This window comes from Nonomuraea sp. NPDC048901, assembly GCF_040649695.1.
Taxonomy (GTDB): domain Bacteria; phylum Actinomycetota; class Actinomycetes; order Streptosporangiales; family Streptosporangiaceae; genus Nonomuraea.
This window is the reverse complement of the sequence record NZ_JBEZFW010000003.1, coordinates 60,964-74,420: the sequence shown is the minus strand read 5'-3', so window position 1 is coordinate 74,420 and position 13,457 is coordinate 60,964. Positions and strand designations below refer to the sequence as shown.

Here is a 13,457-nt window from a genome sequence, read left to right as displayed (position 1 = left end):
GAGATTCATGGATCGCCAGCCAACGCCAGGCATCTCGGAGCCGGGCGAGCAATCGCCGCAGCGCTCCCAGTGGGTGCTGATCGCCCTCGTCTACCTCGGCGGGGTCGCCGCGGCGATGAGCCTCGGCAAGTTCGCCTCCGTCGGGCCGGCCGTGGCCGGTGAGCTCGGGCTGTCGCTGTCGGAACTGGGCTGGGTGATCTCGGCGGTCGTCGGCGTGGGCGCCGTCGTCGGCCTGCCCGCCGGATACCTGGTCCGCCGCTTCGGCACGGAGCGGTCGCTGATCGCCGGGCTGGTCCTGATCGCGGCGGCGAGCGCGGCGAGCGTGTGGGCGGGCGACTTCGGCTGGTTGCTGGCCGCCAGAGGCGTCGAAGGCACCGGATACGTCCTGGTCACCATCGCCTGCCCGGCGCTGATCCTCCGCCTGGCCGGCGAACGGGACCGCGGCACCGCCCTGTCGATCTGGGCCACGTTCGTCGCCGTGGGCATCGGACTGAGCACCCTTGGGGGCGGCGTGCTGGGCTCCGCTCTGGGCTGGCGGGGCTGGATCGGGCTGATCGCCGCACTGACGCTGGCGATGGCCCTGGTGGTCTGGGTACGGCTGCCGCGCGGGTCCGGCCGGCAGGCGGCGGCCGGACCCGTTCCCAAGATCGGGGCCCTGAAGTGGCCGGCGGCACTCGCCCTCGCCTTCTGCCTGGGCGCGCTGGTGACCATTCCGGTGATCGTCCTGCTGCCCACGCTCCTCATCGAGGAGTACGGCCGCACGGCCACCGCCGCCGGCGCGGTGACCTCGGTGATCTCCCTGCTCAGCGCGCTCGGCGGATTGGCCGTGGGAGTGCTGCTCCGCCGTGGCACGCCGGTCCGCGTGCTCGCGCTGGTCGGACTCCTCACCGTCCCGGCGGCCTGGCTCATGTACGGTGGCGCGGCCTCGCTGACGGCGGCGCAGGTCGGCGCGGCGATCATCTCGATGGAGAACGGCTTCCTGGGCGCCCTCGTCTTCGCCGCGCTCCCAATGGTGCTGGACCGTCTCGACCACGCCGATGTCGGCAACGGCGTCGTCGCTCAGGCGGGCAGCCTCGGATCGTTGCTCGGCCCGCCGATGTTCGGCCTGGTGGTCGCCGGGCCGGGCTTCCAGGCCCTCGTACCGGTCATCGCCGTCGGGATGGTCGCCGCCGTCGGCGCGCTGCTGCTGGTCGGCGGGCGAGCGGCCCGGTCGTCGGCTGAGCCCTTCAAAGCGCAACCCATGTAGCCATCGCAGACCGCCGGAGGGGGCGTCAGCATGCGTGGACAGAACCCGCTCGAAGACACCGAACAACGCCTCCTGCCCGCCCCGGCCTGGGGTCTGGTGATCGCGCTCACGCTGACCGCCGTGGCCGCCGTATCGCTCCTGATGGTCTTCGGCTGGGGTGTCCACCCGGTGGCGCGCGGGGTGGTGCCATCGCCGGCAGCGGAGGCGACGCCCATCCAGTCGATCCTGAGGTTGTTCCTCGCCGTGGCGGTCATCGGCGGACTGGCCTCGCTCGGCGGCATCGCGGCCCGTCGGATCGGCCAGCCCTCAGTGGTGGGACAGATAGTGGCCGGGCTGCTGCTGGGGCCGTCCGCGCTGGGCGCGCTGGCGCCGGCGGCGACCGAGCTGATCATGCCCGCCGCCGCCATGCAGCACTTGAACCTGCTCGCCCAGGCCGGGCTGGCGATCTTCATCTTCACCGTGGGAACGGAGTTCGACCACACCGCCCTGGGCAGGCAACGCATCGTCGTGGGCGTCGCCGCCCTGTCAATGGTGGCCGTCCCCTTCGCCCTGGGCACGGTCGCGGCGATCCCGTTCGCTTCCGCGCTCGCCGGCCCGACGGCGGGCAAGACGGAGTTCGTCCTGTTCATCGGGACCGCGCTGAGCGTCACCGCGTTACCCGTGCTGGCCAGGATCCTGCAGGAAGTCGGCCTGACCGGCACCCGGCTGGGCTCGCTGGCCATCCTGTGCGCCGGCATCGCCGACGTACTCGCGTGGTGTGCGCTCGCCGCGGTGATCGCGCTCGCGCACGCCCGCTCACCCGCCGGCGCGCTGACCACGATGCTGCTCTCCGCCATCCTGGTCCTCGTCGCGCTCCTCGTGCTCCGCCCCGCGCTCAAGACCCTGGCCGACAGGTACGCGGCGACCAGGTTGCCCGCGCCCGCCAGCCTCGTGCTCGTCCTGGGCCTGATCTTCTCCCTGGCGGCGGCGACGGACGTCATCGGCGCACACGCGATCTTCGGCGCCCTCCTGGCCGGCGTCGTGATCCCCCGTAACGCCCGCGTCCTGGGCACGGTGCCCGACCGGCTCGCCTCACTCAACCGCGCGCTGCTGCTGCCGGTGTTCTTCGCCTCGATCGGGCTGCAGGCCGACGTACGCATGGCCTTCGACGATCCGACGGTGCTGTTGGGCGGGGCGGTGCTGCTCGTGGCCGCGGTCCTCGGCAAACTCGGCACCGCCGCCGTGACCGCCTGGGCCGGCGGCATGCCGGGACGGCTCGCGCTCGGCCTCGGCGTCCTCATGAACGCGCGCGGCGTCACCGAGATCGTCGTGCTCAGCACGGGGCTCAGCATCGGCGTGATCGGAGCGGGCACGTTCACGGTGCTGATGCTCATGGCGCTGATCACCACCGTGATGACGGTGCCCGCGCTGCGCCTGCTGGGGCTGTGCCATCCGGAGCGGACATCGCCCGCCCCGATGCCACGACCAGCCGAAAAGGAGCGCCTTGCCTGAGCGTCTATGCGGTGTCAACGAATCGTGAATGGCCGCCCGGCAGAATTCGAGCGCGCCTGACGCATTGACCTCGAGTCGCCTCTAGGGTGCACAATCCCGCCCAACGCTCAATTTGGAAGGGATTCCCATGAGGTATCGCACGATCGGCAGTGATCCGAAGACCCGTCGTCAGGTCAGTGTGCTGAGTCTTGGCGCCATGCTGTTCGGCACCACCATCGACGAGGCGACGTCGTACGCCATCCTCGACCGCTTCGTCGAGGCCGGCGGCACTTTCCTCGACACCGCCAACAACTACGCCTATTGGGTCAACGGCACTCAGGGGGGTGAAAGCGAGGCGCTGCTCGGCCGCTGGCGACGCAGCCGCGGCATCACGGACGAGATCGTCATCGCCACCAAGCTCGGCGGGCGGCCGAACGTTCCATCGTCTGCCCTCAGCCATGACCTTGAGGGCTTGTCGGCCCGGGTGATCCGGGAATCCTCGGAGCGCAGCCGGGAGCGGCTTGGCGTAGACAAGCTGGATCTCCTGTACGCACACGCCTACCTCGAAGGTTGGAAGGTACCGCTGGAGGAGACGGTCGAGGGTTTCGCGGGTCTGGTCGAGGAAGGCACTGTCGGTCTACTTGGGGCGAGCAATCACTGGACGTGGCGACTCGAGCGGGCCCGGAACCTGGCGGCCGCGGCGGGGCTGCCCGGCTATGAGGTCGTGCAATATCACCACACGTACCTCCGTCAGCGCACCGATCTTCCGACGCTGCGCTCTCAGGACGGCAACCTCGGCGTGGTCGGCGGTGATCTGCTCAGCTACCTGCGAGCCGAGCCCGAACTCGCGCTGGTCGCCTACTCACCCTTGCTGAGCGGCGGTTACGTACGTGACGACAAGCCGCTCGGCGACGCGTTCGAGCACGCGGGCACCCCCCGGCGTCTCGCGGCGCTGCGGGAAGTGGCCCAGGAGACAGGAGCGACCGTCAACCAGGTGGTGCTCGCCTGGCTCATCGGCGGCGAGATCCCGGTGATCCCGCTGGTCGGCGCTTCCTCGGTCGAGCAGTTGGAGGAGAGCCTGGCCGCGGCGGACCTGGAGTTGACGGCGGAACAGCGAGCGAAACTCGACGCCGCCCACTGACCCGGATCGCCCGGCGGGCGGAACGGCTCGCCGGGCGATGCCGCGCGTCGTCAGACGACCCGGATGAACAGGCGGTCATAGCGGGTGAGGGGGAACGTGCCGTCGTCGGTGCCCTGGAGGATGATCGAGATGGTCTGGCCCGGTGTCGCGTCCGCCGGGACGGTGACGGCGGCCCGGCCGTGACCGCGGTCGGTGATGGTGACGGTGCCGGGGTAGCTGCCTTCTTCCCGGTACTGCGACCAGCGGAGCGCCACCGGGTCATTGTCAGGATCGGTGGCGCGGCCGGTGAGCGTGACGACCGAGCCGGGCCGGGCCCGGACGGTGTCGTTGCCATGGATGCCGACCGTGGGCGGGTGGTTGCCGTCGCGGTATTTGGGGGTCAGCGTCCACTGCATGCGGGCCGCGAAGTCGTTCTGCGCGGCTCCGGCCCACCGCAGCGTCGTGTAGTTCTTGACGTCGGCACCGGTTTCGTCCTTCTCCGCGCCCACCATGGTCCACAGGTTCGGCGTGGTGGTCGTCTGGGTCGCGCGGCCGCCCCAGCCGCCGAGCAGCGGGTTCTCCGGTTCCTGGATGCCGGTGTTGAGCAAGGGGTTGAAGGCCACGTTGTCGCCCTCGGAGAGGAAGTCGTACGGCGCCAGCGGCTTGCACCAGCCGCCAGCCGCACGCTCGGGGTCGCCGAAGATGTCGAGTTGGTCGCCCGGCATGGACTGGCCGTCCAGCCATGACCGGTAGAGCGAGCCCAGCGGCCCGATCTGGATGTTCTTCTTGATCCACGCGCCGCTGAAGTAGACGCGGTCAGCCGGTAGGCCTCGGACGTTGCCCTGCCCGCGCTCGCAGTTGTAGCCCCAGGTCGCGTAGCCTGCCGCCAGGTTCTCGACGCGGATCTCCGGCCAGACGGGAGCGATGTACTGCGCGTAGGTGTCGTCCTGGAAGCCGCTGGCCAGGATCACCGCCTTCTTCGAGACCGCGGCCTTGACGCGAGGCCATTGCCTCGTGCGGCCGAAGCGGTCCTCGATCGACTTGAGGGCCCGGGCGATCGTGTTGGTGCCGCCCCACGCCTGGAGGTACAGCGGCCGGGAATCGTGGTCCAGCAGCAGGTCGCGGATGAGGTCGGAGCCCTCGGTGTCCTTGGCCATCTCGTTCTCGAACTCGATGTTGCCGATCTTGACCTTGGACAGCAGCTCGCCCGGCGCGGGGTAGTGGGAGTCATGCCTGCGCAGATTGGGGTAGACCTCGGCGTACGCGCGCAGGGCCTGGTCCTGGATGGTCCGCGTCCCGGTCCATCGCCATGAGGTCTGCGGCGTGGTGTACTCCCGGCCGGGGAGGAAGAACGGCGTGCCCTTGCCATCTCCTGACCAGTGGAACCTGCCGCTGCTGTAGATGATCCCCTCGGTGTCGACCTCGTTGGTGTAGAGCAGATAACGGATGAGCGAGGCGTAGTCATCCTGCTCCATGTCGGTGGTGACGACCGTTCTGGGCAGGTTCCCTTCCGGGTGGATGCTGTCGGCCTCGGCCGCCGCGGGGAGCGTGGCGACAGTCATGCCGAGAGCCGCGATCATGCAGGTCAATGCCCGGATACGTCGCCTGCTCCGGGGGGCGGGGAGTCTGGAGGGGGGCACGGCAACTCCTTCTGCGAATACCTATTCACCGCTGAGTGGCGAAGGGCATGCGCAGTATTCATGCTGCTCCTGGATGTCGTCAAGGTTGCCGACGCATGACCAAGGGCACCCCATTGACACCTCTTTTCATCCTCCCGTAACTTGCTTGCATGTCTGATCGTGATCGCATAAACATTCAGCCCCACGATGAGCCGGTCTACGGGGCCGGCATCTGGCACTTCGCCACCTATGTCGACCGGTATGCGACCGACGGCTACGGCGAGCCGAAGACGGTCTTGGACTGCATCAAGCTTGCCGGGGCAGTGGGCGACCTGTCCGTGGTCGACCTGAACTGGCCGTTTCCGCCCGGCGGCATCAGCACCGCCGAGGTACGGGCGGCGCTCGACGAGCAGAACCTGCGCGCGATCGCGGTGACGCCCGAGTTCTACACGGGCAAGTTCGCCAAGGGCGGTTTCACCAACCCCGACCCCGCCGTACGCCAGGACGCCATCGACCTGGTGGCGGCCGCGGCCGAAGTCGGGCGTGAGCTGGGTGTCGACTACGTCAAGTTGTGGCCCGGGCAGGACGGTTACGACTATCCCTTCCAGGCCGACTACACCGACCTGTGGGACAAGTCGGTCGGCGCGGTCCGCGAGCTCGCGCAGGCGTTCCCCGACTTGAAGTTCGCGATCGAGTACAAGCCGCGCGAGCCGCGCAACCGGATGGTCTTCTCCTCCGTCGCGCGCACCCTGCTCGCGATCGAGGACATGGGCGTGGACAACGTCGGCATCCTGCTCGACTTCGGCCACTCCCTGTACGGCGGCGAGACACCGGCCGAGGCCGCCAAGATGGCGATGAGCCGCGGAAAACTCTTCGCGATCGACGTCAACGACAACTTCCGCGGCTGGGACGACGACATGGTCGTCGGCTCGGTGCACCTGCTGGAGACGTTCGAGTTCTTCTTCGCCCTGCGCGACGCCGGCTGGCAGGGCGTCTGGCAGCTCGACCAGTTCCCGTTCCGCGAGGACTCCGTCGAGGCGGCGCGGGCGGGCATCCGCACCATGCGCGCCTTCCACCACGCGCTGGGCTACCTCGACCGCGACGCGCTCGCCGCCGCCCAGTCGGCGCAGGACGCCCTCGGCGCCCAGCGCATCGCGAAGCGGGCGCTCTACCGGGCACTCGCCGAGAGCGAGTCCGCATGACCGCCGTGAAGATCGCGTCCAGGCCCCTCGAACTGGACGCGCCCGTCGCCAACGCCTACGTCGAGCGGAGTGCGCTCCTGCGCGCGGCCTCGCCCGCCGAGGCGGCCCCCGAGCTGGCCGGAATCGCCACCCGCATCCGGCGCGACATCCTCACGACCATCCAGGCGGCCCGGATGGGGCACGTCGGTGGCGACCTGTCGGTGACGGACCTGCTGGTGACCGCCATGTGGGGGACACTGCGGCTCGACCCGCACGACCCGGCCAACCCCCTGCGTGACCGGTTCGTGCTGAGCAAGGGTCACTGCGCCGCCGCGCTGTACTCGACGCTGGCCTCCTGCGGCTTCTTCCCCCAGGATCGGCTCGCCGAGTACATGGCGCCGCTGTCGCCGCTGAACGGCCACCCCAACCGGGTCAAGGTGCCCGGCGTGGAGACCAACACGGGCCCGCTCGGGCACGGCTTCCCGGTCGCCACCGGCTGCGCCCTCGGCGCCAAGCTGCGCGGCGAGACCTGGCGCACCATCGTCGTCCTCGGCGACGGCGAGATGCAGGAGGGCAGCAACTGGGAGGCGGCCATGACGGCCGCCCACTACGGCCTGGCGAACCTGACGGCCGTGGTCGACCGCAACCGGCTGCAGCAGGGCGCGCGTACCGAGGACACCAAGTCGCTGGAGCCGCTCGACCAGAAGTGGGCGAGCTTCGGCTGGGAGGTGCGCGTCATCGACGGCCACGACCACGCCGCGATCAAGCAGGCGTACGCGCCGTCGTCGACGGGCAGGCCCGTCGCCGTCATCGCCAACACCGTCAAGGGCAAGGGTGTCTCATTCATGGAAGACCGGGTCGAGTGGCACCACAAGGTGCCCACCGACGAGCAGGTCCAGCTCGCGCTCGAGGAGCTGAGCCGATGACCGCCCTCGCCGAGCAGGCCCCCACGTTCGACTGCCGCGTCGACTTCGGCGAGGAGCTGGCCGCCCTGGCCCGCGCCGACGAGCGGATCGTGGCGGTCTGCAATGACTCGGTCGGATCCAGCAACCTGGTCAAATTCCGCGAGGAGTTCCCCGACCGCCTGATCAACGTCGGCATCGCCGAACAGGACCTCGTCGGCGTGTCAGCCGGCCTGGCCAACGCCGGTTTCATCCCCTTCGTCTCCGCCGCGGCGCCGTTCCTCACCGGGCGCGCCCTGGAGCAGATCAAGGCGGACGTGGCCTACAGCGACCGGCACGTGGTGCTGTGCGGGCAGAGCCCGGGCATGGCGTACGGCGAGCTGGGACCCACCCACCACTCCATCGAGGATCTGTCCTGGATGCGCGCCGTCCCCGGGCTGCGCATCGTCGTCCCGGCCGACCCGTCGCAGACTCGCGACGCCGTCCGCTGGGCCGCGGCGTCCGGTCTCCCCTCCTATATCCGGATCCCCCGCTTCAAGGTCCCCGCGGTGACACCGGCGGGCACGCCCTTCGAGGCCGGCCGGGCGACGCGCCTGGCCGAAGGCGACGACGTGACCGTGATCGCGATCGGCACGATGGTCTCGCGGGCCCTCGACGCGGCCGCGCTCCTGCGCGCGGAGGGCCTCACCGCGCGGGTGGTCAACATGACCTTCGTCGAGCCGCTGGACGTGGCCGAGGTCGTCGCCGCCGCGGAGCAGACCGGCGCGATCATCACCGCGGAGGAGGGCCTGCTGTCCGGCGGTCTGGGCGCCGCCGTCGCCAAGGTCGTCGCGGAGCGCCATCCCGTGCCCGTACGCATGCTGGGCGTCCCGACGTTCGCACCGACGGGAAGCACGTCCTTCCTGCTCGACCACTTCGGCCTGAACGCCGAGGGCATCGTCAAGGCCGCCCGTGAGGCTTTGGGACGGGACTGATGGAACCGCTCGTCCTCGCCATCGATCAGGGCACCGGCTCCACCAAGGCCCTGCTGGTCGACGCCGCCGGCCAGGTCGTGGCCCGCGCCAGTGCGCCGTTGTCCCAGAGCCACCCGGCTCCGGGGCTGGCGGAGCAGGACGCCGAGGAACTGCTCGGCAGCGTCCGCGACGCCGTCGCCGCCTGCCTGCGGCAGGCCGATCCGCGGGCCGTACGCGGGATCGGGCTGAGCACCCAGCGCGAGTCGGTGGTCCTGTGGGACGCGGCGACCGGACGGCCGGTCGCGCCACTGGTCGGCTGGCAGGACCAGCGCGGCGCGGACCGAGCGGCCCAGCTCTTGGACGAAGGGTACGGCGACCTGGTCCGGAGTCGTACCGGGCTCCCGCTGGACCCGATGTTCTCGGCGCTGAAGATGGGCGCCCTGCTCGACCGGCACGACCCGGCGCGCGAGCGCAGCGGGCGCGGCGAGTTGCGCCTGGGCACCGTGGACGCGTGGCTGCTCGACGCGCTCACCGGCGAATTCGTCACCGAGGTGGGCAATGCCTCCCGCACTCAGCTGCTGAACCTCGCGACCGGTGACTGGGACGACGAACTGCTGGAGATCTTCGGCGTCCCCCGCGCGGCGCTGGGCCGCGTCGTCGCCTCCACCGGCCCCTTCGGCACGGTCCGCGACCTGGACCCGCTGCCCGCCGGGGTGCCCGTGCTCGCGGTGCTGGGCGATTCGCACGCCGCGCTGTTCGCGCACGCGGGCTGGCGGCCGGGCGTGGTCAAGGTGACCTACGGCACGGGATCGTCGGTGATGACGGTCGCGGAGTCGCCGGGCGGCCTGGGCGGTCCGGTCTGCGACACCATCGCCTGGTCCACCGGGCAGCCGACGTTCGCCAGGGAGGCGAACATCCGCTCCACCGGCCGGACCCTGACCTGGCTGGCGGACTTGCTCGGCATCTCCGCGGACCAGGTCGTCGACCTGGCGGCCGGCTCCGACGCGGGCGACGTCACCCTCGTACCGGCATTCGGCGGCCTGGGAGCGCCGTGGTGGGACCCCCGGGCGGTGCCGGTGCTGGCCGGGTTCGACCTCGGCACCGGGCGGGAGCAGCTCGCGCGGGCGGCCCTGGAGTCGGTGGCGCACCAGGTCGACGACGTCCTGACCGCCATGCCGGGCCTGCGCCGGATCGTCGCCGACGGCGGCCTCACCCGCAGCACCGCGCTCATGCGGCTGCAGGCCGGCCTCAGCGATGTCGAGGTGGCCCGCACCCGTCATCACGAGCTGTCGGCGGGCGGCGCGGCCGACCTGGCCGGTCTCGGACTGGGCCTGTGGACCACCGGCGACCTCGAACGCCGGGCCGACGGCGACGTGGAGATCTTCACCCCTGACTGGAGCGCGGAGCACCGCAGGGCAGCCGCGGCGAGATGGCACCAGCGCCTCACGGTCGCACGCGACCTCGGCGCACGCGCGAACGGGAGTACGTCATGACAGCAGTGCAATCCACCCGGCCCGGCTGGCTCACGCTGGGCCGCGGCAGCCTGATCGCGCTCGTGCTCGTGATCATCGCGATCATCGCCAGTACGACGTACCGCTCGGACACCGCGCCGCGCGCCGGCGAGCAGGCGAAATTCGACCCGGCCCGCTACGGCGCCGCGACCTACGGGCCGAAGGTCGTACCGGCGATCAAGAGCAAGGCCGTCGACATCGTCACGCTGAGCAAGGCGATCGCCGACGACACGGACGCGGCCGGCCAGAAGTACGGCCACCGCGCCGGCACCGGGCCGTACAGCTACGCCGTCACGCTGACCGGCACCGCCGGTTCGGCGAAGAGCGGCCTGCTGCCGGTCGAGGTGCCCGGCATCGGCAAGTCCAGGGTCCAGGTGCAGATCGGCCCGGCCATCAACGGCACGGCGCTGCGCGACGCGGTCGGTTTCATCGCGTTCGGCCAGTTCGTCAACCAGGTCGACTACGCCGACGCGGGCACCGCCCTGAACAACGAGGTCAAGGCGAAGGTGCTGTCGTCGCTCGATGTCCCGTCGCTCGACGGCAAGAAGGTCACCGTGGTCGGCGCGATGACGCCACTGACGGCCGACGTGCTGACCGTCACGCCGATCTCCGTCGAGGCGGCGTCATGACGGCGACCCCGGTGCTGCGGGCGGTCGACGTCACCAAGGTGTACGGCGGGACGCAGGCGCTCAAGGGCGTCTCGCTCGACATCGTCCCGGGGCGCGTGGTGGTGCTGTTCGGCGAGAACGGCGCCGGCAAGTCGACGCTGATGAAGATCCTCAGCGCGGTCGAGTCGCCCACCACCGGCCAGGTGGAGCTCGACGGGAAGGTCGTCGAGTTCGGCAGCGCCCGCGACGCGGCCGATCGCGGCATCTCGATCATCCATCAGGAACTCAGCCTGTGCTCGAACCTCAGCATCCAGGACAACCTGTTCCTCGGGCGGGAGCGGACTCGCGGCGGCGTCCTCGTCGACCGCGCGACCATGCGCTCGCTGGCGGCCGGCGTGCTCCGCCGTCTGGACGGGGCGCTGAACCCCGACCTGATGGTCGGCGACCTGCGGCTGGGCCAGCAGCAACTCGTCGAGATCGCCCGCGCGCTGCTGCAGGACGCCCGGATCCTGATCATGGACGAGCCGACGTCGGCGCTGAGCGCCCCGGAGGTGAAGGTCCTCTTCCAGGTCATCCGCGAGCTCACGGCCGAAGGCGTGGCGATCGTCTACATCTCCCACCACCTGGAAGAGGCGCTCGACATCGCCGACGACGTGGCCGTGCTCCGCGACGGCTCCATGGTCGCCACGGCCGCCGCCGACGACGTCGACCTCGCCTGGGTCGTACGCAAGATGGTCGGCCGCGACCAGGACGACCTCTTCCCGACCCGCGAGCCCAAACTCGGGCCGGTGGCGCTCGAGATGGTCGAACTGTCGGTCGCCGACCCCGCCAACCCCGACCGCCTGGCCGTCGACGGCGTCTCGCTCACCGTCCGCGCCGGCGAGACCGTCGGCATCTACGGGCTCATGGGCAGCGGCCGTACCGAACTCCTGGAGTGCCTGGCCGGCCGCCTGCACGCCGAATCGGGAGAGATCCGCCTGTACGGGGAGCCGGTCGTCGGCAACGTACGCAGCCGCATCCAGGCCGGGCTGGCTCTGGTCCCCGAGGACCGCCAGCGTGACGGGCTGGTCCAGACGATGAGCGTGGGCCAGAACCTGTCCCTGGCCGCGCTGACCGGTTTCGTGCGCCGCCTCTTCGTGAATCGCACGAAGGAACGCGCCGCCGTCCAGACGATGATCACCGATGTCACCGTCAAGACCAGCGGCCCCGACGCCCCGATCGGCTCGCTGAGCGGCGGCAACCAGCAGAAGGTCGTCATCGGCAAGGCCCTGATGACCGGCCCCCGCGTACTGCTGCTCGACGAACCGTCCCGCGGCGTGGACGTCGCCGCCAAGGCCGACGTCTTCGAACTGATGGCGCGGCAGGCCGAACGCGGCCTGGCGGTGCTGTTCACCACATCTGAGACCGAAGAGGCGCTGCACATACCCGATCGCCTGCTCGTCCTGGTCCGCGGCAGGCTGATCGCCGACCTCCGAGCCGGCGAGATCACCCGCGACCAGCTGATGAGCCTGGCCGACAGCGCCGACACCACCGAAGAGGTTAGCCATGGCTGACACCCTGACCAACGACCACGCAGCCGTGCTGCGGCAACGCCGCCGGGCGGCGGCGGAGGCGCGCCGCCTGAAGACGCTCAATTCGATCTTCGAGCTACGTGCGTTCATCGCGCTCGGTGTCCTGATCATCGTCTTCGCCCTGCTGTCCGATTCCTTCCTCACCGTCGACAACCTGATCACGATGATCAAGCATGTGGCCATTAACGCCGTCCTGGCGCTCGGCATGCTGCTGGTGATCCTCAAGGGCGGCATCGACCTGTCGGTCGGCTCCATCGTCGGGTTGTCGGGCGTGATCGCCGGCGAACTGCTCCAAGGCGTACATCTGAGCCTGTTCGGCGTCATCGCCTACCCGCCGGTGTGGGCGGTGGTCATCCTGTGCATCGCGGCCGGCACCGTGATGGGCAGCATCAACGGCCTGCTCATCACCAGACTGAACGTCGCGCCCTTCATCGCGACGCTGGGCATGCTGTACGTCGCGCGCGGCGCCGCGCTCCTGATCTCCGGCGGCACCACTTATCCCAAGCTCGGCGGCGACCCCAGCACCCACAACACCGGCTTCGACTGGATCGGCGGCGGCCGGCCGCTCGGCCTTCCGGTGGCGATCTGGATCATGATCATCCTCGCCGCCGTCGTCGCCGTACTCCTGCGCTCGACGCCCTTCGGCCGCTGGCTCTACGCCACGGGCGGCAACGAGCGGGCCACCGAACTCACCGGCGTCCCCGTCCAGCGCGTCAAGGTGATCGTCTACATGATCTCCGGCGCCTGCGCCGCGATGTCCGGCCTCATCATCGCCTCCGAGCTCACCTCGGCCGCGCCGCAGGCCGGCGACAGCTTCGAGCTCAACGCCATCGCGGCCGTCGTCATCGGCGGCGCCGCCCTGTCCGGCGGGCGCGGGAACGTACGCGGCACTCTCGTCGGCGCCCTGGTCATCGGCTTCCTCGCCGACGGCCTGGTCATCGTCGGCGTCTCGACGTTCTGGCAGATCTTCATCAAGGGCACCGTGATCATCGTCGCGGTCATCCTCGACCAGACCCAGCAGCGCTTCCAGCGCCGCGGCGCCGCCGCATCGGCGGTCGCGGTGGCGGTCGCCGACGAACCGGCGACCACCGACGACGAACCGGCTGCAACCGACAACGCCCCGGTCAGACCCGGCACCCCCGCCCGCTGACCCTCATCTTTTTCCAAGCGCCGACCCTCACCCCACCCCATTGCCAGATGCCAGACCGGAACGGTTTCAGAACCGGTCCCATCCCCCATCCCGCGTCCACGCCGGCGCGTCTTCCAGGAGGTAAAC

The 13,457-nt window shown here is 70.4% G+C and carries 11 protein-coding genes; 10 read left to right on the top strand and 1 reads right to left on the bottom strand.

The window, feature by feature from the left end:
• The first annotated feature begins 7 nt into the window (after window positions 1-7).
• The 3 genes from AB0C30_RS10040 to AB0C30_RS10030 all read left to right on the top strand — a co-directional run bounded on the left by AB0C30_RS10040 (window position 8) and on the right by AB0C30_RS10030 (window position 3,857).
• Window positions 8-1,246 (top strand): MFS transporter, encoded by a 1,239-nt coding sequence (locus tag AB0C30_RS10040; protein ID WP_357941648.1) that lies wholly within the window; start codon window positions 8-10, stop codon window positions 1,244-1,246.
• Window positions 1,247-1,276: 30 nt separating this feature from the next.
• A complete protein-coding gene (locus AB0C30_RS10035; protein ID WP_357941646.1) occupies window positions 1,277-2,737 on the top strand; it encodes a cation:proton antiporter in 1,461 nt (486 codons plus the stop codon).
• A gap of 127 nt (window positions 2,738-2,864) precedes the next feature.
• Window positions 2,865-3,857 (top strand): aldo/keto reductase, encoded by a 993-nt coding sequence (locus AB0C30_RS10030; RefSeq protein WP_357941644.1) that lies wholly within the window; start codon window positions 2,865-2,867, stop codon window positions 3,855-3,857.
• Window positions 3,858-3,907: 50 nt separating this feature from the next.
• Here AB0C30_RS10030 and AB0C30_RS10025 read toward each other — a convergent pair whose 3' ends face one another.
• Entirely contained in the window at window positions 3,908-5,398 is a 1,491-nt protein-coding gene (locus AB0C30_RS10025) for a nucleoside hydrolase-like domain-containing protein (RefSeq protein ID WP_357941642.1), read from the bottom strand.
• Between the two features lie 227 nt (window positions 5,399-5,625).
• Here AB0C30_RS10025 and AB0C30_RS10020 point away from each other — a divergent pair, with 227 nt between their 5' ends.
• From AB0C30_RS10020 to AB0C30_RS09990, 7 genes are read left to right on the top strand one after another with little or no spacing between them, the layout of a single operon-like run.
• Complete coding sequence (locus tag AB0C30_RS10020; protein WP_357941640.1) at window positions 5,626-6,657, top strand: sugar phosphate isomerase/epimerase family protein; 1,032 nt, start codon at window positions 5,626-5,628, stop codon at window positions 6,655-6,657.
• Complete coding sequence (locus AB0C30_RS10015; RefSeq protein ID WP_357941638.1) at window positions 6,654-7,562, top strand: transketolase; 909 nt, start codon at window positions 6,654-6,656, stop codon at window positions 7,560-7,562. The genes AB0C30_RS10020 and AB0C30_RS10015 overlap by 4 nt, the downstream gene beginning before the upstream one ends.
• On the top strand, window positions 7,559-8,512 hold the full coding sequence (locus AB0C30_RS10010; RefSeq protein ID WP_357941636.1) for a transketolase C-terminal domain-containing protein: 954 nt from the start codon (window positions 7,559-7,561) through the stop codon (window positions 8,510-8,512). Before AB0C30_RS10015 ends, AB0C30_RS10010 begins: the two co-directional genes overlap by 4 nt.
• Window positions 8,512-9,984, top strand: coding sequence for an FGGY family carbohydrate kinase (locus tag AB0C30_RS10005; protein ID WP_357941634.1), 1,473 nt, complete (start codon window positions 8,512-8,514; stop codon window positions 9,982-9,984). The genes AB0C30_RS10010 and AB0C30_RS10005 overlap by 1 nt, the downstream gene beginning before the upstream one ends.
• Window positions 9,981-10,631, top strand: coding sequence for a DUF2291 domain-containing protein (locus AB0C30_RS10000; protein ID WP_357941632.1), 651 nt, complete (start codon window positions 9,981-9,983; stop codon window positions 10,629-10,631). The genes AB0C30_RS10005 and AB0C30_RS10000 overlap by 4 nt, the downstream gene beginning before the upstream one ends.
• Window positions 10,628-12,163: a sugar ABC transporter ATP-binding protein gene (locus AB0C30_RS09995; protein ID WP_357941630.1), complete on the top strand. Its 1,536-nt coding sequence runs from the start codon at window positions 10,628-10,630 to the stop codon at window positions 12,161-12,163. Before AB0C30_RS10000 ends, AB0C30_RS09995 begins: the two co-directional genes overlap by 4 nt.
• On the top strand, window positions 12,156-13,331 hold the full coding sequence (locus AB0C30_RS09990; RefSeq protein WP_357941628.1) for an ABC transporter permease: 1,176 nt from the start codon (window positions 12,156-12,158) through the stop codon (window positions 13,329-13,331). Before AB0C30_RS09995 ends, AB0C30_RS09990 begins: the two co-directional genes overlap by 8 nt.
• The last annotated feature ends 126 nt before the right edge of the window (window positions 13,332-13,457 follow it).